Raw genomic sequence first — 21,163 nt, forward strand, 5'->3', positions numbered from 1 at the left:
GATGAAAAATTTATATTTAGACACGAGAGTTTTAGACGAGAGGGCGAGCGAGAAATTTGGCCTTAGTGAAGAGCTTTTAATGGAAAACGCTGCCGCCGGCATAGCAAATTTCGTACGTAAGAAATTTAAAAAAGGTATGAGGGTACTAGGCATTTGCGGTGGTGGGAATAACGGTGCTGACGTGCTTTGTGCTTTAAGGATGTTAGAGGGCGAGTTTGAATGCGAATTTATCTTAGCTAGTCAGAATTTAAAGCCACTAGCCGCCAAACAGCTTGAACGTGCAAAACTAGCTAATGTGCACGAAAGCCACGATATAGATATTAGTTTAAAAGAAGCGAACTGTGTCATAGATGGACTTTTTGGTTCAGGGCTAAATAGAAATTTAGACGAAAAGCACATAGAACTCATTTCAAAAATAAACGCTAGCCCTGCTTACACCATCGCTTGCGATATGCCAAGTGGACTAAGTAACGATGGCAAGGTGCTAGGTGCTTGCGTAAAAGCGGACATCACTATCACGATGGGAGCTAGAAAGCTTGGGCTTTATAGCGACGCGGCAAAAGACTTTGTTGGCAAGGTAAAGCTCGCTGATCTTGGCATAAGCGGGCAAAACTATGAGTGCGAGAGCGACTATCATTTGCTTGAAAAATACGATCTTGTGCTTCCAAATAGAAAAAATCAGTGCGTAAATAAGGGCGACTTTGGCCACGCATTTATCATATCTGGCGAGCACATAGGAGCTAGCAAGCTTTGCGCAAAGGCGGCATTTACCTTTGGGGCTGGGCTAGTTAGCGTGATAGGCGAGCAGGGTTTAAATTTACCAACGCACATCATGCAAGCTAGCAAGATAAGTGAGAAAATGAACGCTGGAGCCCTTGGCATGGGACTTGGCAAAAAGGGCGTAGAGGAGCTTGAGGTGCAAATTTTAAAAGGCAAAAAGCTTGTGCTTGACGCTGATATCTTTTACAGCCCAAAAGTGCTTGACCTACTAAGCGAGAACTGCGTCTTGACACCTCATCCAAAGGAGTTTTGTTCACTTTTAAATCTTTGTAATATAGCAGATATCGACGTAAAAACATTACAAGAAAATAGATTTACTTATGCTAAATCTTGGAGCGAGAAATTTAAGGCTGTGCTAGTACTTAAAGGTGCAAACACTATAATCGCCAAAGAGGGACAAATTTACGTCATGCCTTATGGCAAAAGCGTACTTGCAAAAGGCGGTAGCGGCGACGTGCTAAGCGGTCTTGTGCTAGCACTTTTGGCTCAAGGCTATGAGCCACTTCGTGCTGCTATCTCAGCCACTTTAGCTCATGCGCTTAGCCTTAGAAATTTTGACAAAAACAGCTATGCGCTTAGTCCAACAGACATTATAAAAGGAGTAAAATGCTTACGAAAAAAATAGCCGTACTTTTTAGCGGTAGTGGCTCAAATTTAGAAGCGATACTTAAAAAAGTTCATAATCAAATTTTTAATGGCATAAAAATCGAAGTTTGTCTTTGTATCTGCAACAAGCCAGGCGCATATGGCATAGAGCGCGCTAAGAAATTTGGGCTTGATACGACGATAATAGAGAGTGCCAAATTTGCGAATAGAGAAGAATTTGACGCTACAGTTGTGGAGCAAATTTTAAAAAGTGGTGCCGAGTTAACGGTGCTTGCTGGATTTATGAGGATATTAACTCCTGTTTTTACATCAAAGATAAAAGCCATAAATTTACATCCTTCCATATTGCCACTTTTTAAAGGCGCTCATGCGATAAAAGAGAGCTTTGAGAGTGATATGATGCTTGGCGGTGTGAGCGTGCACTACGTGAGCGAGGAGCTTGACGGAGGTAAACTCATCGCACAAAGGGCGTTTGAAAGAGAAGATGGTATGAGCTTAGAGGATTGGGAGAGTAAAATCCATGCGATAGAGCATGAAATTTTGCCTGATAGCATAATAAAAATTTTAACAAAGGAAGCAAATGTTTGAATGGTTTAGTTCGCCAGAAGCGTGGATATCACTACTTACGTTAACTGGCTTAGAGATAGTTTTAGGCATAGATAACATTATATTTATCGCTATTTTAGTAGGTAAACTACCTCAAGAGCAGCGCGGCAGTGGTAGGATCGTTGGCTTAGGGCTAGCTATGGTGACTAGAATTTTACTTTTGCTTTCATTGTTTTGGATCATGAAGCTTACGAAGCCACTCTTTACTATCGCAGAATTTAGCATAAGCGGCCGAGATTTGGTGCTCATACTAGGCGGTCTATTTTTACTTGTAAAATCAACCCTTGAAATACATTCTAGTGTTTCTGGCGAAAGCGAAGAGCATAAAAATAGTAAAAAATCACATGCAAATTTCTTGGTCATTGTAAGCGAGATAGCTGTTTTGGATATTGTTTTTTCTCTTGATAGTGTTATAACAGCTGTTGGAATGGCTGAGCATATAGAGATAATGATCATAGCTGTTATTTTAGCAGTTGGTGTAATGATGATAGCGTCAAAAGGTATTTCTAATTTTGTAGATAATAACCCGACTATAAAAATTTTAGCACTTGCATTTTTGGTGCTTGTGGGCATGACGCTCGTTGCTGAAGGATTAGGATTTCATATTCCAAAGGGATATATCTATTTTGCGATGGCATTTTCATTGGCAGTGGAAAGTATAAATATCTATGCAAAAAAGAAAATGCTAGCTAAATAATATTTTACGCTGATGAAAAAACTAATGATATGATGGATAAAATGCTAATCATATCATTAGCCTATCAAGTGATTTTTGTTTGTAGAATTTTAAGTAAATAATTTTATAAAAATTCTAGCCCGAAAAGATAAATCTGTTTAAATTTGAATGCTAGGTAGTATAAAACGCATAATAGACAATAAACCGTTGTTTATTCCATTGTAATATCAGTGTAAAATATTCGTGTTAAGTTACTTAAAAATCCGTGAAATAAAGGTCATACTTTATGGTTAGGCAATAAGATAGAGAAGCAAAAAATATGGCCTGTATAAAAAATTAAGTATTTGGTGAAGTATTAATTAATATTTTTGATTGAATTATTTTTTATATATAATTTCTATTAATTTAAGTGTTTTTTAATTGACTTTATAAAAAAAACAAGTTAAAATACGACTTTTTAATGAGGTAGTGGCATAAACTTACAAACACGACTCAGGCGGGGTGTAGCGCAGTCTGGTTAGCGCATCTGGTTTGGGACCAGAGGGCCGAAGGTTCGAATCCTTTCACCCCGACCATGTTAAATGGTGAGTGTAGCTCAGTCGGTTAGAGCATCAGATTGTGGTCCTGAGGGTCGTGGGTTCGATTCCCATCACTCACCCCATTTTGGGCGCTCGTAGCTCAATTGGATAGAGCGACAGACTTCGGATCTGTAGGTTATGGGTTCGACTCCTATCGGGCGCGCCACTTAAAATACTTTATGCGCTCATAGCTCAGCTGGATAGAGCAACGGCCTTCTAAGCCGTAGGCCTCAGGTTCGAATCCTGATGGGCGTACCACTTTATTATTGTTGTGCGGATGTGGTGAAATTGGCAGACACGCCAGACTTAGGATCTGGTGCCCCACGGCGTGAAGGTTCAAGTCCTTTCATCCGCACCATTCTTTTTTATAATTTGAGATAAACTTATATTATTAAAAATTAAAGTTAGCCTTTATTGTAAAGCACTGGATACTTTTTCTTGTTTCTTGACATGTAATAATGTTTTTTGTATAATCTCAATTCTTTTTTAAGTAAATGTCTTGCTAGCTCAGTCGGTAGAGCATCTCACTTTTAATGAGGGGGCCGTTGGTTCGAATCCAACGCAGGACACCATTTTTGGGTTTATGACCCTTTCGTCTAGTGGCTCAGGACTCTACTTTCTCTGTGTAGAAACAGAGGTTCAAATCCTCTAAGGGTCGCCACATATTTTTAAATTTTAGGTCGCTTAGCTCAGTTGGTAGAGCGCCACCCTTACAAGGTGGATGTCATAAGTTCGAGTCTTATAGCGACCACCATTTTAGGTGCAGCGGTAGTTCAGTTGGTTAGAATGCCGCCCTGTCACGGCGGAGGTCGCGGGTTCGAGCCCCGTCCGCTGCGCCATCATTTATTCTTTGACTTTTATTTTCCCTAATTGCTGAAATTCTTAAAAATAGTGTATTTTATTAAAAATTTATGTTTTAAAATTTTACATATAAAATAAATTGAAAAATAAAACCTAAGTTATCGCCACTAAATCGCATATATTTAAAAATAAATCTTTTCTAAAATTTCTAAATAATTGATACAAGACAAATCAAAATTAATATTTTTATCTCTAAGTTATCAAAAAATCAATATAATCGTAAAAAATTAATAAGGGAAATTTATGGCATTTGAAAATGTATTAAAAGCGATTGAAGATATAAAAAATGGCAAAATGGTAATTATGGTCGATGATGAGGACCGTGAGAATGAAGGAGACTTGGTCTTTTCAGCGGCAAGCAGCGATATGCAAAAGGTAAATTTTGCAATCACTCATGCAAAAGGTGTGCTTTGTCTTGCGATGGATGAAGCAAACGCAAAAAGACTTGATTTGCCGCTAATGGTTTCTAAAAATACATCCAGTCACGAAACCGCATTTACTGTCACAATTGACGCAAAGGAAGCGACGACAGGCGTAAGTGCTTATGAGCGTGATATGACGATTAGACTTGCTGCTAGTATTGATTCAGTGCCTGAAAATTTTGTAAGGCCTGGGCATATATTTCCGCTTATTGCAAAAAAAGGTGGTGTCCTCGTTCGTACAGGTCACACTGAAGGATCAGTTGATCTTTGCAAACTCGCTGGCGTTAGTCCAATGGCAGCGATTTGCGAGATCGTAAAAGAAGATGGCACAATGGCAAGACGTGATTATTTGGAGGAATTTTGTAAAAAATTTAACCTAAATATGATAAGCGTTTCTGAATTAGTAGAATACAGACTTAGCCACGAAAGCTTAATAGAGGTTTCGCCCGCAAAGAATGTAAAAATCTGTGGTTTTGAAGCAAAAAGATATGACATAAAAGATCACGAAAATAAAAATCACGTTGCCTATGTTTTCGGAGAGATAAAAGCGCAAACTAATGTAAAATTTCAAAAAATAAGAAAAGACCATGAGCTTTTAAGTGGAGATAAATTTGATAATTTATTAAAGGCATTGGATTTTTTAAGTAAAAATGGCGGAGTGCTGCTATTTTTAGACAGCAATAAAAGCGATGCAAGCTCACAAAAAGATTATGGCATTGGGGCACAAATTTTAAAGTATTTTGGCATAAGCGAAATTGAGCTTTTAAGCTCAAATAAAAATAAAGAATTTGTAAGCCTTGCAGGTTTTGGTCTTGATATAAAGGGCTATAAAGAAATTTAAATAGATAGCCTTTTGGCGCTTTTTATTTAACGCGGATATTAATCATCCTAATAGCAAAATTCTTCACTTGGGAAAATTTTGCCTTTTACATCATTTGCGTAGGATTGCACGCTCTTTCTTACAATATCCGCTCCATCAAGATAGTGTTTTACAAATTTTGGTTTAAAGTCTTCAAAAAACCCAAGCATATCAGACCATACAAGCACTTGTCCATCGACGTTTACTCCAGATCCGATACCAATAACTGGTACATGAACTTGCTTTGTTATCTCGCTAGCCACACTACTCATCGTACCTTCAAGCAAGATACCAAACGCTCCAGCTTGCTCAAATGCCAAAGCCTCTTCAACTAGCCTTTTTGCCTCTATCTCGCTTCTGCCTTTTATCTTATATCCACCTTCAAATTTATAAAACTGAGGCTTTAAGCCAATGTGAGCCATAACGTTTATGCCCTCTTCACAAAGGCGCTTTACTAAATTTACTTGGTGCATGCCAACTTCGAGCTTTACCGCATCGGTATTTGTCTGTTTGAAAAATTTCATCGCATTTTTTATCGCTTGCTTTTCATTTGTGTAGCTGCCAAATGGCATATCAGCCATGATAAAAGTATTTTTAGCTCCGTTACAAACGGCCTTTGTATGATAAAGCATGGTATTCATGTCCGCACTTATCGTGCTTTCTTGCATATTAAAACTCATATTTAAGCTATCGCCAACCAAAATAATATCAGCATAATCATCAAAAAGCTTAGCAAATAACGCATCATAGGCAGTTATCATTACAATAGGCTCAATGCCTTTTTTATTTTTTATATCATTTATGCTTAGTTTTTTCTTCTGAGTTTTTTCATTTTTCATTGCAAGCTCCAAGGATTTTAGCTAAAAGGCTAACAATTTTATCAAATTTTTGCTACAATTACGCCAATTTCTTAAGGACATAAAAATGGGTATATTAAAAAGGCTTGAAATAGATTACTCTTATGACATAGTTGAAGAATTTTTATCTCACTATGCTTTAATGTGCGATTTACTCGAGCCTTTGATAATAAATTTAGGAAGAGCTGATAAATATAAAGATAGTATCTTAGAGCTTACTAGGATTTTTCATAATATTAAATCAGCAGCAGGGTTCATGCATCTTGATCCGATATTAAAGCTTACAACTTTAGCTGAAGAGATAACTCAAGAGGCAAGAAGTCTAAAAGGGCCAGCAAATGATAAATTTATAGATTGGTTACTACTTATTAGCGATCAGTTTAATAAATATAAAGATGATGTCGAGAACGATTTTGAATATTTTAGCGTTCTTGAGCCAAAAATCATTGATGTGCCTGCAAAACTTAACTAAATAATTCACTAACCATTTTATTTTTGGGAGCGACTTGGCTTCGACAGGAGCAGAGTGTATACGGTGGCACGTCGCTTTGAGCAAAGCGTAAAAAGCTCAAATTAAATTTAAACGCAAACAACGTTAATTTCGCTCCTGCTTACGCTAAAGCTGCGTAAGTTCAGTTGAGCCTTGCTTAGTCTAATTCTAGCTAGGACAAAAGCAAGTAATTTAGCTAGAGTAGGCTCGCAAAGTGACTGCTTGCTAGCTGAAATTTTAGTCTTAGTCTAAATTTTGGTTTTGGAAAGTGAGCCTTTTTAGATGAAATTTTCACTTTTGCTAAGCGTGTAGAGGCTGTATGTATTTTGTTTTTGGACAGGGGTTCGATCCCCCTCGCTTCCACCATTCTTTTTATTTACACTATAAATACAAAAATTTATCAGATAAATAGAATCTAAAAGAGTTCTTCTGATTCAAAATAATTTTGTGAAATATTTCGCTCTTTTTCATTGGTATTTACATGAAGCACATAATAGCCTATCTGTGTGTTGCTAGCGTCTATTAATGGTACCACGCAAAAGTAGTGTGTTTTATAAACGTAAAATTCATATTCTTTAAAATTAATATCACGCAAAAAACCTACTATGTTTAAATTTGCACTGCTTAAATTTTCGATGTAATAATCATTTAAAATTTGATCACTTGGAATGCTTTTACGAGATGGCATCTTGTCTTTTGCCAAAAGAACAAATAGATCAATTCCTTGCTTTTTAAAATAATTTCCAAGTGAGTCAAAATTTAATAAAACCTCGATGTTGCCAATAATTTTACCATCACGTACTACGTTTGAGACAGCCCTTATATGCGTTCCAGCATACCACGCCTCGATGCCGACCATGGGCTTGTTTTGATGCCTTGACTCTTGCACTAAAAACCTACCACTAGCGATCATATCGCCATATCTGTTTAAATCCCAACTCCTTACATAGCTTTTTAGATCTTTATCATAAATGTGAAGCTTAATGTTGTTATACATCGATGCTGCGCCAAGGGTTTTGGTTAAATTTTCGATATTTTTTATACATTCATCGCGGCTTTGCCCTAGCAAGCACATTTGTATGGATTCATTTTGAGCAAGCAAGATAGAGATCGCCATTGATGAAAATTTCTCATCATCTATGCTTTTATTAAGCTGTTTTACCTGGTAATCAAAAAAGACTCGCATATTATTTTGCATCTTTTCAGTCATATAAGAGCTGTAAAGAAAGTAAAAAAGCCCTCCAAGCACTATGATAAAGATAAAAACGATATAGAAATTAAGATATTTTTTATATTTATTCAAAACTAGCCCTTAACTTTTCTTCTAAAAATTTTGCAAATTTATCAAATTCTGGCAACACAAGCTCGCTTTTTCTCTTAGCAGTTGCCCACACACTATCTGGAAAAAATGCATCATTACTAAATCTAGCAATAACATGAATATGCACGTGTGGCACGTAGTTTCCAAAGCTTGCAATGTTTATTTTGGTTGGTTTATAAAACTCAAGCATCGCCTTTTCACTTATAAGCATCGCTTCAAATAGCCTGGCTCTACTCGCTTCATCGCAATCGCTTAGCTCACGAAATGGCTTAATGGTAAAAATTTTTATCCAAGGAAGCTCATTGTCTTCACGCTCGATTTTTATAAATTTATCTTCATAGATCATATTTGTTCCTATTTTTATACAAAATTTCTCTCTCTTAAAAGCGTATAAAGCTTGATAGTCGAGATAAAAAATGTTACGATCGCTGGTCCAAGGATCACGCCCCAAAACCCAAATGTCGTGATACCTGCAAGCATCGCAAAGAATATAAGAAGTTCATTTATTTTTGTTGGTATTTTAACCAGCTTCGAGTTTATAAATTTAATAACAAGTGGTTTTAAAAGCGTATCAGCTGCAAATGAGATCACTACGATCGTATAAATTGCGATAGTTATCGCTGCTGCTGTGTTGCCATTTGCAAACTCATAAATGCTAATAGGCCCCCATGCCAAAATACCGCCAACAACTGGGATAAGCGAAGCAAAGCTAAAAAAGATGCCAGTTAGCACGCCGTCATAGCCGTAAAAGCTTGTGACAATAGCAAATAAAAAGCCTTGGATTATCATATTTGCGATAGTTGAATAAAAAACCACACTCATCACGTTGCCAACTTCGCTTAAAATAGACTCTGTATCATCTTGCTTTAGCGGAAGTGCATATTTTAGATAGCTGATTAGTTCATTGCCATAAAGATTGCAAAAGAAGAAAAAGACCAAAATAATAATCATATCAACGCCAAATTTAAGGCTTAACTTACCTAGACTTGCAAGATTTGTCGCAAGTTGAGAAAAAAGCATTTTAATATCAAGTCCGCCTATAAATTCTTTTATCTTTGGCTCTAAAAAATTTATCGATTCTGGTAGGCTAAAATCATAATTTTTGATAAATTCAATAGTCTTTGTGACGTTGTTTATATCAAAGCCAGCTGCATACTTCGCGATCTCGATCACTGCATAAAGAAGTGGAGCTATAAATAGACACAAAAGTACAAATGTTGTAAGGGCAGAAGAGAGTGTTTTGCGGTTTTTAGTAAGCGATAAAAATGCGATCTGAACGTTAGAAACGGCCACCGCTAGTAGCGCTGCGATAAAAATATCAAGCAAATATGGTTTAAAAAGATAGACCACCAAAGCTAAAGCACAAAATGCAAAAATTCCAAAAAATAGTCTGTTGTTCATCTTGCTCCCTTAAAATGGGATTATTATAGCAAATTTATCAAAGTTGCTCATTTGCTTCCCAAATTGCTTAAACTCTTTGCCATCAAGCTTGCAAAGCTAGCAAGTGTGGCTAGGCTTTAGGCATTTTTAGCATGCCACCGTTATTTAAAATTTGAGCAACAAAAATAAAGCTCATTTCTTTTTAGTTTTACAGCAAAGATCTCACTTATTTTTAGAGCTATGTGCACTGAAAATTTGCTCCGATGGATCTCACACTCATCACAGATTTGAACATATATAGTTCCCTCGCCATCTATCAACGCACCAAAAGGAATTTGTGCTAGATATTTCATGCTTTTGCTACATTTTGGACATTTTAAATACTCAGCATCTTGCTCCCACTGCGGATATCCACCAAGCAAAATTTCGCTATCTATCATATACGAGTAGTGAGCGCAAACCTCGCTAGCTAGCTCAAATTTTTGCCCATCGAGCGTTGCCACAGCATCTCTTAAATAGTCCTCACTCTCGCCCTCGCCCACTATCTCTGTTTGCACGCTATTGCCGTCATTTTGGCAAAAGTACTGCACCAAGCCCACGCATGTGGGGCAAAATCTAAGCACAGCATCGTTTTTAAGCTCTAACCCAAGTCGCTTTAGACTCTCTTTTTTGATGGTGAGCTCTAACATCTCGCCGCAACAAAATTTACACTTTTCATCGCTTAATGCTTTAAATTTAACACCTGCATCTGCGTTTTTACTTGGCTCGCAGGTAAAACACCTATCAAAAACAAGGCTTCTTCTCTTGCCACTGCTATCAAAGCTCCAGCCAGCAGTCTGCGAGTACCCATCAGTATCGGCATAAAGCTTCGTCTTCCAAGGCTTTGGCGCACCATAAAGCTTAAAAAATAGCTCCCTTACCACCTCATCGCCCTGCCAGGCAAGTGCCGAGAGGATGTGATTTAGCTTAACTATATTTTCTTCGCTTGAAAGCCTCTTTATAAGCTCATCTCTGATCTTTGTTGAAGCCTTTTTGTAAATTTCAGGTGGGTAGTACTCACCTTTTTTTGTCAATTCTTCGATGATCTGCTCATCGCAAATACCATGCAGATAAAAAATATATGTGAGGTCGCTGTAAATTTCATCAAATTTATCTAGCTCGTCAATGTGCGCAAGGATATTTTTCTGCCTCTTTTTGATCTCGTCCTCGCTTAAGGCTTCATAAAACTCCAGCTTCTCTTTTTGCCTGCACCAGTAGCAGATCCCGTCAAAGTAAATCGTCCTTTGCTCGCACTTAGGACAAAGATGTGGCTCGCCCATTTTTGCTCCAAATTTAAATTTCTCTACTCAAAAAGCCCTTTTTCGATATCAATCTTGACGTTAAAGGTCTCAAAACATTTCGCACTCGCAATCCTACCCTTTGCGGTGCGCTCGATAAAGCCATTTGCAAGCAGATATGGCTCGATGACGTCCTCAACCGTGCCCTCGTCCTCGCTAAGTGCCGCAGCGATCGTGCTAAGCCCCATAGGACGGCGCCTTGCTTGCATTAAAATTTCTAAATACCTAATATCCATCTCGTCAAATCCAAGCGAATTTACACCAAGTGCATTAAGCCCCTCTTTTGCACGCTCATGACTGATGATTCGCTCATCATTTACCTCAGCAAAGTCGCGGATACGCTTTAGTAGCCTAAGAGCGATCCTAGGCGTAGCACGTGAGCGTTTGGCGATCTCTAAAGAGGCGTTTTTGTCGCACTCTTTGCCAAGCTTGGCTGAAGCGATCTGCACGATACGGCTTAGCTCGCTGCTTGTATAAAACTGCAGCCTAAAGTCCATACCAAAGCGATCTCTTAAAGGCGCTGAGATCATGCCAGCACGCGTAGTTGCACCGATCAGCGTAAATTTTGGCAAGTCTATCTTGATGGTCTGGGCAGCCGGTCCTGAGCCAATTATAATATCAAGCCTAAAGTCCTCCATCGCAGGATAGAGCACCTCTTCAATGGCTGGGCTTAGGCGGTGGATCTCGTCGATAAAAAGCACGTCGCCCTCTTGTAAATTTGTAAGGATCGCGGCTAGATCTCCACTCTTTTCTATCATTGGGGCCGCAGTCATTTTGATACTTACGCCCATTTCGTTTGCTATGATGTGAGCAAGGGTGGTTTTACCAAGTCCTGGAGGACCGTAAAAAAGCACGTGATCTAGGCACTCGTTTCGCTTTTTGGCTGCTTTTATAAAGACATCTAAATTTTGCTTGATCTTTTCTTGGCCGATGTAGTCTTCAAATTTTGTCGGTCTAAGCGAGACTTCAAAGTCATTTTCAAAGCTTACTTTTTCGATTTCAACGATTCTATCCAAAGTTTTTCCTTCTAAATTTAAGGCTTCATTTTACGCTTTTATGCTTAATCTAAGCTCGTTTAAATTTATAGTAAAAGGTGCTGCCCTCGCCGTATACGCTATCAACACCGTATGAAATTTCATGTTTTTGGCAAATTTCACTGACGATATTTAGCCCAAGACCGAAGCCGCCTTGGATTTCATCCTCTCTGACGTATCTTTTCCAAACCTTTTTAACGTCCTTTATCCCCTTGCCAAAGTCCTGCACGCTAAGCTTTATGCGCTCATCTTCAAACTCTAAATTTACTATTATCTCGCTCTCTTTTGGGCTGTATTTTATGGCGTTTGTGATGGTGTTATCAATGATGCGCTGAGCTTCGACCTTGCTTAGCATAGTAAATGCCTCGCTTGCTAAATTTGTCTTTACCACGATGTGCTTGACATCAGCTACGCTTGAGAGAAATTTCACTCGCTCTTTAACGTATTCGCCTAAATTTAGCCTCTCAAGTGGAAATTTGATGTAGCCTCGCTTTATGAAGTACTCAACATCTTCGTAGGTTATTTGCATCTGTTTTAGAGCATTTTTGATGCGTGTTATATACTTGTTTTCAAGTCCAAGCATCTCAAGGTTCATGCCAGCTACGCCAAGCGGGGTCTTTAGCTCGTGCATGGCGTCATTAAAGAAGTTGTTCATATACTTTTGAAAATCTTTATAAGGCTTAACACTGCTTAGATATAAAAAATAGACGATAAAAAGCACCGCCACAAGGATGACAAGCAGCATGATGGCTGTTAAAAAGATGTTCTTTTTATTATCAAGCTCCTTTTCTACGACGATGTAGTAAGGGGTCTTATCTTTTATAAAAAAACTCTTGTAAAAAAGATATCCGCCCTCTTCTAGCGTTACAAATTTAAAGCTACTTGGCTCTTTGCTAAGCGTTGAGATGACTGGTTTAAAATTTACGTCGTAAATTGCAAATTTATACTTTAATGAGCTAGCTATATTTTCGTTTTTGAGAAATGCATTTTTAATGATGGTTTCATGCTTCATAGCGCCAAAGAGAGCCTTTGAGCTACTATTTTTCTGACTTAAATTTAAGATCACAAAGCTTTGAAAGCAAAAGAGCGACATTATGACAAATGTCGCTATGATCTGGATCTTAAAGCTCTTGTGCATCTATCTTGTAGCCTATGCGCCTCTTTGAGATGATAAAGTTATTGTTTGTCTTGTTTCTTATCTTTAAAACGTGCATCCTTATATCAGCGCCCTCGATCTCTTTGTCGTTCCAGACAAGATCTCTAAGCTCCTCCATGCTGACGTAAGAATTTAGATGTGAGACCAAACACTCGACCAAAGCGACCTCTTTTGCGCTAAGATCAACCATCTTGCCATCTTTAAGTAGCACACGTTTATTTAGGTTGAAGCTAAACTCGTCATTTATCTTAACTATGTTCTTATCGTCAGTACCATAGTATTTTCTCATAAGCTCAGCTACTCTAAATTTAAGCTCAGCTAGCTCAAATGGCTTTTTTAGATACTCATTACAGCCAAGCTCATAGCCAATCGCCATATCATCTATATCAACTAAAGATGTCGTTATCATGATAGGAGCGTTTGGATTTAGACTTCTTATATACTTGATGACCTCGTGACCATTTACTCCAGGCACTTTTATGTCAAGTATAAAAAGGTGATAGAAATTTTTCTCTATCAAGTCGCAAGCCTCTTGACCGTCGCTCACCGCTGTAACTTCATAACCAAGCGTCTGCAAAAACTCACAGACGCTCTCTTGAAACCCCAAATCATCTTCTAAAAGCAAAATCTTCAAAATGCTCTCCTAAAAAACAAACTTTAATAAGATTTTTATCTATTGTAATACTTAATAGGTAAATTTCAAATTAAAATTCTTTTTTAAGTATTAAATAAAAATTTGTCCTGCATAGACTATGTAATATCTTAGCAAAAAGACACCGCAAATGACTAAAATAGCGTTTAGTACGGCAAATTCGCGTTTGAAATCATGCACCTTTAAAACGCTTAAGTCTAAAATGATAGGCACAGCCATACCAAGGCCTATGACACCGATATAAAACATCAGTCCAAGAGAATTTGCGCTAAGTGCGTTTGCTACGCTCTGCGCGCCACTTGCGCTTGCACCTTTTACAACCATGAAAAGAGCGACTATTAGTAAAAACTCGACTATTATCGCTAAAAAGTCAAATTTTAATAAAAAGTGTGCAGTTTGGTTTTGCGCTCTCTTTTCATCTTTTAGCACGCCAAGAAGCAGCGTAAAAGCACCAGCACAGCTTAAGCCAGAAACTAAGAATAACAGTGGCAAAACTGGCGTGTTCCAAAGTGCGATCTTGTGAGCTGCACTTAGCAAAAAGCCCGTATATGCGCCAACGCCGATGCCAAGGATGAAAAGTAAAACTCCAAGCAAACCTGAAAGCTTGCTAGCTAAATTTGCAAGCGCGTCAAAAAGAGAAATTTTAAGCATTGCTATCTCATTTTTAAACGCACCAATCGCGTATATAACGCTAAGAGGCGTATAAACTAGAAGCAGCGCAACGCCTATTGACATAACTGAGTCAAAGTTGTAAAGCAAGAGTATCCAGTAAAAGCTAAGCGGCTTACCAAGATCAAGCACCAAAAGCGCAAGTCCAAGGATGATCGCCACTGGAGCGATAAGGGCGGCTGCTTTAAAGTAGTAGTTATCCTTGCCAAATTTATTTGAGATAAGCACAGCAACGATGCTAGCACCTGCGCTAAGTCCTGCTAAAAATAGATAAAAAGCTATCGGCCAGCCCCAGTAAATTTCTGTGTATTGAGCTAGGCTTCCTGACATGTTATTCATGGTGTGCTCCTTTTGTATTTGCGATCATCGCAAGTGAAGGTTTTGTGTTTAACTCCGCTTTTGGCAAGTAATATTTGCTCTCTTTTAGTTTCTTTGAAATTTTAGAGTTCTCATCATTTACGTCGCCAAAAGTTAGGGCATTTGTAGGGCAGACGCTAACACAAGCTGGATCTTTGCCCTCTTCTAGCCTGCTCTCATAGCAAAATGTGCATTTGCCTATCTCGCCGTCCGGCAAGACGTAGCGAGCGTCATATGGACAGGCCAGGATGCAGTATTTGCAACTAACACAAATTCTATGATCAAGCAGCGTTACGCCATCAGCCGTTTTAAAGCTAGCTCCAGTTGGACAAACCTCAACACAAGGTGCATCTTCGCACATAACGCAGCTTTGACGTAAAAAGTCAGTCTTTAAATTTGGAAATGTCCCACTCATCTTTGCATGCACCTGTAAGCGGTAAAGTCCCCTTGGCACATTGTTTGCACTTCTGCAAGCTACCGAGCAGCCTTGACAGCCGATGCATAAATTTTCATCATGTATCATCATATATTTTTTCATTTTCTATCCTTACGCTTTACTTATGCTAACGCCAACATTTGTAACCATAGTCGCAGCTACTGGCCCTTCGGCCGGATTAAGAAGCACGCTTGTATTTAGCCCCACGTGATCTATACTCTTAAGAGCTGGGGTGATGTGTCCAAAGCCGTGATATATAAAGAGTGTATCTTCCCTAATGCCCTCGGTCACCATGAGCTTGCCCTTTTGCTCGCCAAATTTATTTTTCACCACAACCATATCGCCATCACGTAAATTTTTACGTTTAGCTGTTTTTGGATTTATCCAGATAGGGCTATCACTCATAAGATCATGAAGCGACGGCACCGCCTGAGTATGTCCATTGGTATGAATAGGCGTTTTGCCACAAGTTAGACAAAGATCATGTCCGTCAAATGTGTCCATATCTTTGTCATTTAGCGCGCCATATCCTGCAAACTGCGCTTCGACATCAGGCAAAAATAGCTCTATCTTGCCGCTTTTTGTTTTAAGCTTAGCCATATCATCCATTAGTCCATTTTCGCCTACAAATTTAGTAGCGACTGGATATTTAGCGACAAATTTATCGATCATGCCTTTTTCTCTAAACAAAATTCCCGGCTCATCCCACGTGATAAAACCATCTTTTTCCAGCGTAGCAAGTAAATTTACATCTCCACCAGCTTGCTGCATCCTAAACTCACGTATGTCGTTCCAAGTGTAAAGCTCATCTATCTTCATGCGGCGTGCTAGCTCTCTAAAGATAAACGCCCCATCTTTTGTGTCGCCAACTGGATCAATAACCTTATTTCTTATCATATAAGCTGGCTTTAGACCTGACTTATCCTCTATGCCCTCGTCGCGCTCAAGGTAGCTACTCTCAGGCAAGATGACATCAGCGAATGTCGCCATATCGTTTAGATAAACATCGCTTACCACGATAAAATCAAGCTTCTTCATCGCCTCTATGCTCTTCATCGTCTCAGCAACATTTATTAGGTGATTAAAGCGGATATTAAACCAGCCTTTTATGGCGTAAGGCTTTTCATTTAAGATAGCATCATTTATATCCATCAAAACGCCATGTTTTCTGCTTACAAATTTATGCCTACCAGTCTCGCCAGCGAAGTCTAGTCTAGTGACTTTTGGTACTTTAAATTTCTCATCTGGATTTTTAAGAACTGGAAATTTATCCTCACTAACTAGCTTGTTAAAGGTTTTTGCATTTTTACCACCAAAAAGACCGCCTTTAACCTCCCAGTTGCCCATCATCGCATTTGCCACCATGATGGCTTTTGTCCTCATGTATTCAGCTTTTGTGGTGGTTGTCTTATGCCCAAAATCAAAAATAACTCTTGGAGCAGCTTTATAAATTTCATCAGCGATGCGTCTAACGTCACTTGCTTTTATGCCAGTGATCGCCTCTTGCCATTCAGGCGTTTTGCCCTCTACGCTTTTAACGATCTCATCAAAGCCAATTGTAAATTTTTCTATAAATTCTTTATCATAAGTGCCATTTTATATCCATGTATTTATGATAGCCAGTACAAAAGCTAGGTCAGTGCCAGGTCTAACTGGCAGCCACTCATCAGCCTTTGAAGCCACCACGCTAAATCTTGGCTCAAGCACAAGTAGTTTTGTATCTTTTTTAGCTGCAAATTTAGCAAGCTTTTTAGCATCGGCTATAACTATGCCTTCAAAAAGATTGTGACCAAAATTTACAATATATTTTGCGTTTGCAAAGTCTCTTTTTAGCTTAGCTATTCCAATACATCTGCTCGCAGACCATTTGATATGTGATCGGACAGCATGAAAAGTGTGAAAAGCAGTTTGGCGAGCCGTAAGCTGAGGCAAAATTTACCATTAGCTTGTGTGTTTGCGAGCTTTTACAGGTAAAGACAAAACTTTCAGGGCCATACTTTTGCTTGATCTCAAGCATTTTTGAAGCAACTAGATCAAGCGCCTCGTCCCAGCTGGCCTCACGCCATTTATTTTCGCCTCTCTCGCCAACCCTGATCAAAGGCTTTTTGACTCTATTTTCGTCATAAAGCTGGCTAAAACCAGAACCACCTCTTGCACAAAGCGAAGTCGCCGTACCACCAGCTTTTGGATTACCGCTTAAGAAGCAAATTTTATTATCAACGACCTTTGCTTCGATAGGGCATCTTGAAGAGCACATCTCGCAAAAGCTACGGATGTACTTCTCATCTTGCTTTGCAGCATTTTCTAAAGCACCACCCGGTAAGGACGATGCAACCATACTAACTCCAGCACCGAATTTTAAAAATTCTCGTCTATTTAAGCTCATCTTTCTCCCTTTAAAAGATATTTGCCTTTAGTTATTCTAGTATTTAAAGTTGAAAATAAAATTAAATTCTACTTAATATTTATATTTAGATTTTTAGTTTTAAAAAATGAGTATTCGAATATCAAAATGAGTAAAATTCTAAAAATGATAAATTTAATTAATATAATTTTTAAGGTAATCTTATAAAAAATTTAAATATAAAATTTTGATTAAGGATTTTGAATAGAAATTAAAAAATTTTCAAGAGATTTAAAAAGCCGAGAGAGATCTCGGCTTAAGTTTGATTTAAAATACTTATAAAAGTATCGGAGCTATCAAAAATCCAAGTGCGACAGAAAAAGCAATAGCTAAAACGCCTGGAATAAAAAAGGAGTGGTTAAATATATATTTACCTATCCTAGTTGTTCCAGTATCATCCATTTGAACGGCTCCAAGTAGTGTCGGATATGTTGGCAACACAAACAATGCTGAAACTGCAGCAAATGATGCAACTAAAATATATGCGTCACCGTTATTTGCAGCAGTTAAACCAAGTGCGGCTATAACTGTAGGAATAAGTGCCTTTGCGGTAGCAGCTTGAGAATAAAGAAGCATACTAGCAAAAAATAGCGCAACAGCAAGCATAAATGGATAGTCTTTAACAAAATCGCCGGCAAAATTTTTGATCGCATCGGTGTGATTTACCACGAAAGTATCTCCAAGCCACGCTACACCTAACACGCAGACGCACGCAGTCATACCACTTTTAAATGTAGCTGTATTAAATAGCTTATCGACCTTGACACCACAAGTTAGTGTGATTAAAGTAGCGATAACTAGCATAAAGCTCATAATAGCATTATCTCTAGTTAATACCAACACCTTTGTAGGTTTATCTGGATCTTCTACATATTTTACATTAGTAGTTGAGTCAGTTTTGACTTTTATATCTTTTGCGACAAGTTCATTAAATTTATCTGGACTTTTGGTCTCATAAATTTTTTCATAGCCTGTTACATAGCTTGGTTTTATCCAGCCTACGTTTTTACTAATAGCAGTAGCATATAAAACGACAGAGATAACACCAACTAAGAATATTAAAACAGATAGTTTAGCTCCTTTTGGAAGCTCTTTTTTCTCTTCGATTTTAACATCTTTGATTAGCCCTTCTTTAAGTCTTCTTTGATACTCTTTATCGCTACTTAAATCAAGATTATAAAATATATTAATAACAAGAGCCGTTAGCATACAACCAATAAAAGTTGTAGGTATCCAGATAGCTAATAGCAATGGATAGCTAATGCCAAGTCCGCCCAAAGCATGCTCACCAGCCATAAAGACAACCGCTGCTGAAACTGGGCTTGCTGTAATAGCTATCTGACTAGCAACAACAGCTATACTAAGAGGCGCGCTAGGCTTAATATTTTGTGTCTTTGCAACTTCAGTAATAACTGGAATCATAGAAAATGCTGTGTGTCCAGTACCGGCAAATACAGTTAGCAGATAAGTGACAACTGGGGCTAAGAAATTTATGTATTTTGGATGTTTTCTTAGTATCCCTTCGGCTATTTGCACCAAATAATCAAGGCCACCAGCTACTTGCATCGCTGTAATAGCAGCTATAACGGACATAATGATTAAAATAACATCCCAAGGTATACTGCCTGCTTTTAATCCAAGTCCTAAAGTTAAAACTACGACGCCGATGCCACCAGCATAACCAATAGCCATACCGCCTAGTCTAACACCCAAAAATATCGCGCCAAAGAGCACGATCAACTGTAATATCAATGAAATATCCATTGAAAACTCCTCTATTAAATTTTATAACTAAAATTTTTACTTAAGCGTGCCAGAATTTTGACACGCTTTTAATAATACTTTGCTTAAATTTCTACCTAACCATGCTTGGATTTAGCATATTTTTTGGCTCTAAAATTTTATCGATCTCTTCTTTGCTTAGATAACCTCTCTCTAGGCAGATATCGCCAACTGCTTTACCTGTTTGCAAAGCTTCTTTAGCAATACTTGCAGATTTTTCGTAACCGATGTATGGGTTAAAAGCAGTTACGATACCGACTGAGCCGAGTACTGATTTTAGGCACGCTTCAGGGTTTGCGGTTAGTTTTCTGATAGCTTTTTCAGCTAGGGTTTTCATCGCGTTTTCAAGGATAAAGATAGAGTTAAATAGCGCATAAGCGATGCCTGGCTCAAATGCATTTAGCTCAAATTCGCCTCTCTCACTGCAAAGCATAATAGTTACGTCATTGCCGATTACTTCATAGCACGCTTCACCTACAACCTCAGCGATAACTGGGTTTACTTTGCCTGGCATGATTGAACTACCTGGTTGCATTTGCGGTAAATTTATCTCGCCAAGGCCGCATCTTGGACCTGAGTTCATCAAACGAAGGTCGTTTGCGATCTTGCTTAGGCGGACGGCAGCAGTTTTTAGTGCGCCACTAACGTGAACGAAGTCTGCTGTATCTTGTGTAGCTGCGATGAAATCATCAGCTTTTTTGAAATCAACACCAGTGATATCTTTTAACTTTTTAACAACTACATTTTTATAATCAGGGTGGCAGTTAATACCTGTACCAATCGCAGTTGCACCCATATTTAGATATGTCATTGACTCACGCGCAGCTGTAATCTTTTCGATATCGCTTTTAATGTAGCTTGCAAATGCATTAAATGTATTACCAAGCGTTGTAGGAACTGCATCCTCAAGCTCAGTTCTACCCATTTTAATGATATCTTTAAAATCTTTTGCTTTTTTATCAAGCTCATCTTTTAGTAGATTCATTGCAGCAAGCAAATCAGTAAGTTTTGCGTAAGTTGCTACTTTTATTGAGCTTGGGTAAGTGTCATTTGTGCTTTGTCCAAGGTTTGTATGATCGTTTGGATGGATGTATTGATACTCGCCTTTTTTATGACCCATACTCTCAAGTGCGATGTTTGTAATAACCTCATTTGCATTCATGTTTGTACTAGTTCCAGCACCACCTTGAACCATATCAACCACAAATTGATCTAAAAACTCACCTGCTATTACTCTATCAGCGGCCTTTGCTAGTGTATCAGCAATCTTAGGATCTAAAACGCCAACCTCTTTATTTGCAAGTGCAGCTGCTTTTTTGATTTGTGCAAATGCTTTTACAAAGTATGGATACTCTTTTAATGTTCTACCGCTCATGTGAAAATTTTCGGTAGCTCTAAATGTTTGGATACCATAATAAAAATCGTCAGAGATTTCCAACTCACCTATAAAATCGTGTTCTTTTCTGGTTGCCATAACCATTCTCCTTATAAAAAAATGTATTAATGAAATTATATAGATATTTAATATTTTAAATATTAATTACTACTTTATTTTTTTAAGCTTTGACTTTTAACCTAGATAAAACGACTTTTGGAGAAAAATTTATAGTAGCTTTTAAGCTATATTTAATAATATAGCTTAGATAAATTGTTATTTTAATAATAATATCACTTTTTCATTATATAAAAAGCTCATAATTAGCTCAAATTTATTTAAATTTTTAAGCTTAAAAGGTAAATATATAGAAAAATTTATCGGCGCGCATTTAAAATGACAGTATCTTGCATTTAAAATGATAGTGGAGAAAAAAATGGGCTTTGCATACTATCATTTTAAATGCAAAATTTAACCCTTAAAAAGCATAAAAATTCGTCAAATAAACTTTAAATACTATTGAAT

The 21,163-nt window shown here is 38.0% G+C and carries 17 protein-coding genes, 9 tRNA genes, 1 other RNA gene and 1 pseudogene; 15 read left to right on the plus strand and 13 right to left on the minus strand.

Annotated elements, in window-relative coordinates; translation table 11 throughout:
- Position 1: 1 nt before the first annotated feature.
- From CYP51_RS08760 to CYP51_RS08820, 13 genes are all read left to right on the plus strand, one after another.
- Complete coding sequence (locus tag CYP51_RS08760; protein WP_103625145.1) at positions 2 to 1,405, plus strand: NAD(P)H-hydrate dehydratase; 1,404 nt, start codon at positions 2 to 4, stop codon at positions 1,403 to 1,405.
- Positions 1,387 to 1,974: a phosphoribosylglycinamide formyltransferase gene (gene purN, locus CYP51_RS08765; protein ID WP_103625146.1), complete on the plus strand. Its 588-nt coding sequence runs from the start codon at positions 1,387 to 1,389 to the stop codon at positions 1,972 to 1,974. The genes CYP51_RS08760 and purN overlap by 19 nt, the downstream gene beginning before the upstream one ends.
- Positions 1,967 to 2,689, plus strand: coding sequence for a TerC family protein (locus CYP51_RS08770; protein ID WP_103559938.1), 723 nt, complete (start codon positions 1,967 to 1,969; stop codon positions 2,687 to 2,689). Before purN ends, CYP51_RS08770 begins: the two co-directional genes overlap by 8 nt.
- Before the next feature lie 476 nt (positions 2,690 to 3,165).
- A tRNA-Pro gene (locus tag CYP51_RS08775) sits at positions 3,166 to 3,243 on the plus strand.
- A 9-nt stretch (positions 3,244 to 3,252) separates the two neighbouring features.
- Positions 3,253 to 3,329: transfer RNA gene (locus tag CYP51_RS08780), tRNA-His, on the plus strand.
- Positions 3,330 to 3,335: 6 nt separating this feature from the next.
- Positions 3,336 to 3,412, plus strand: a tRNA-Arg gene (locus tag CYP51_RS08785).
- 15 nt (positions 3,413 to 3,427) lie between these two features.
- Positions 3,428 to 3,504, plus strand: a tRNA-Arg gene (locus CYP51_RS08790).
- A gap of 15 nt (positions 3,505 to 3,519) precedes the next feature.
- A tRNA-Leu gene (locus tag CYP51_RS08795) sits at positions 3,520 to 3,604 on the plus strand.
- Positions 3,605 to 3,742: 138 nt separating this feature from the next.
- Positions 3,743 to 3,818, plus strand: a tRNA-Lys gene (locus CYP51_RS08800).
- Between the two features lie 13 nt (positions 3,819 to 3,831).
- A tRNA-Glu gene (locus CYP51_RS08805) sits at positions 3,832 to 3,907 on the plus strand.
- A 17-nt stretch (positions 3,908 to 3,924) separates the two neighbouring features.
- Positions 3,925 to 4,000, plus strand: a tRNA-Val gene (locus tag CYP51_RS08810).
- 8 nt (positions 4,001 to 4,008) lie between these two features.
- A tRNA-Asp gene (locus tag CYP51_RS08815) sits at positions 4,009 to 4,085 on the plus strand.
- A 265-nt stretch (positions 4,086 to 4,350) separates the two neighbouring features.
- Positions 4,351 to 5,370, plus strand: coding sequence for a bifunctional 3,4-dihydroxy-2-butanone 4-phosphate synthase/GTP cyclohydrolase II (locus CYP51_RS08820; RefSeq protein WP_103625147.1), 1,020 nt, complete (start codon positions 4,351 to 4,353; stop codon positions 5,368 to 5,370).
- Positions 5,371 to 5,417: 47 nt separating this feature from the next.
- Here the strand turns inward: CYP51_RS08820 and panB are convergent, their stop codons facing one another.
- Complete coding sequence (gene panB / locus CYP51_RS08825) at positions 5,418 to 6,227, minus strand: 3-methyl-2-oxobutanoate hydroxymethyltransferase (RefSeq protein ID WP_103625148.1); 810 nt, start codon at positions 6,225 to 6,227, stop codon at positions 5,418 to 5,420.
- Positions 6,228 to 6,312: 85 nt separating this feature from the next.
- On the opposite strand from panB, the gene CYP51_RS08830 reads away from it, so the two are divergent.
- On the plus strand, positions 6,313 to 6,717 hold the full coding sequence (locus tag CYP51_RS08830) for a histidine phosphotransferase (RefSeq protein WP_035167557.1): 405 nt from the start codon (positions 6,313 to 6,315) through the stop codon (positions 6,715 to 6,717).
- Between the two features lie 25 nt (positions 6,718 to 6,742).
- Positions 6,743 to 7,101: a transfer-messenger RNA gene (ssrA, locus tag CYP51_RS08835) on the plus strand.
- Between the two features lie 49 nt (positions 7,102 to 7,150).
- On the opposite strand, the gene CYP51_RS08840 is transcribed toward ssrA, so the two are convergent.
- The 12 genes and pseudogenes from CYP51_RS08840 to CYP51_RS08895 all read right to left on the minus strand — a co-directional run bounded on the left by CYP51_RS08840 (position 7,151) and on the right by CYP51_RS08895 (position 20,737).
- Complete coding sequence (locus CYP51_RS08840; protein WP_103625149.1) at positions 7,151 to 8,038, minus strand: cache domain-containing protein; 888 nt, start codon at positions 8,036 to 8,038, stop codon at positions 7,151 to 7,153.
- Complete coding sequence (locus CYP51_RS08845; protein WP_103625150.1) at positions 8,031 to 8,402, minus strand: HIT family protein; 372 nt, start codon at positions 8,400 to 8,402, stop codon at positions 8,031 to 8,033. Before CYP51_RS08845 ends, CYP51_RS08840 begins: the two co-directional genes overlap by 8 nt.
- Before the next feature lie 14 nt (positions 8,403 to 8,416).
- Positions 8,417 to 9,457: an AI-2E family transporter gene (locus tag CYP51_RS08850; protein WP_103625151.1), complete on the minus strand. Its 1,041-nt coding sequence runs from the start codon at positions 9,455 to 9,457 to the stop codon at positions 8,417 to 8,419.
- 140 nt (positions 9,458 to 9,597) lie between these two features.
- Complete coding sequence (locus CYP51_RS08855; protein WP_180997758.1) at positions 9,598 to 10,755, minus strand: cytochrome C; 1,158 nt, start codon at positions 10,753 to 10,755, stop codon at positions 9,598 to 9,600.
- Positions 10,756 to 10,778: 23 nt separating this feature from the next.
- Positions 10,779 to 11,789, minus strand: coding sequence for a Holliday junction branch migration DNA helicase RuvB (ruvB, locus tag CYP51_RS08860; protein WP_103625152.1), 1,011 nt, complete (start codon positions 11,787 to 11,789; stop codon positions 10,779 to 10,781).
- Between the two features lie 49 nt (positions 11,790 to 11,838).
- The gene (locus CYP51_RS08865; RefSeq protein WP_103625153.1) at positions 11,839 to 12,945 is read right to left on the minus strand and encodes a sensor histidine kinase; all 1,107 of its coding nucleotides are present in this window, start codon (positions 12,943 to 12,945) and stop codon (positions 11,839 to 11,841) included.
- Positions 12,929 to 13,597: a response regulator transcription factor gene (locus tag CYP51_RS08870; RefSeq protein ID WP_009294240.1), complete on the minus strand. Its 669-nt coding sequence runs from the start codon at positions 13,595 to 13,597 to the stop codon at positions 12,929 to 12,931. The genes CYP51_RS08865 and CYP51_RS08870 overlap by 17 nt, the downstream gene beginning before the upstream one ends.
- A 90-nt stretch (positions 13,598 to 13,687) precedes the next feature.
- A complete protein-coding gene (nrfD, locus tag CYP51_RS08875) occupies positions 13,688 to 14,623 on the minus strand; it encodes an NrfD/PsrC family molybdoenzyme membrane anchor subunit (protein ID WP_103585708.1) in 936 nt (311 codons plus the stop codon).
- Entirely contained in the window at positions 14,616 to 15,179 is a 564-nt protein-coding gene (locus CYP51_RS08880; protein WP_009294242.1) for a 4Fe-4S dicluster domain-containing protein, read from the minus strand. Before CYP51_RS08880 ends, nrfD begins: the two co-directional genes overlap by 8 nt.
- 9 nt (positions 15,180 to 15,188) lie before the next feature.
- Positions 15,189 to 17,463, minus strand: a pseudogene (phsA, locus tag CYP51_RS10310) (thiosulfate reductase PhsA).
- Positions 17,464 to 17,757: 294 nt separating this feature from the next.
- Entirely contained in the window at positions 17,758 to 19,245 is a 1,488-nt protein-coding gene (locus CYP51_RS08890) for an anaerobic C4-dicarboxylate transporter (protein ID WP_054196953.1), read from the minus strand.
- 91 nt (positions 19,246 to 19,336) lie between these two features.
- Complete coding sequence (locus tag CYP51_RS08895) at positions 19,337 to 20,737, minus strand: aspartate ammonia-lyase (protein ID WP_103625154.1); 1,401 nt, start codon at positions 20,735 to 20,737, stop codon at positions 19,337 to 19,339.
- Positions 20,738 to 21,163: the final 426 nt, after the last annotated feature.

The organism is Campylobacter concisus (assembly GCF_002912895.1).
In the GTDB taxonomy this organism is placed as follows: Bacteria; Campylobacterota; Campylobacteria; order Campylobacterales; family Campylobacteraceae; genus Campylobacter_A; species Campylobacter_A concisus_G.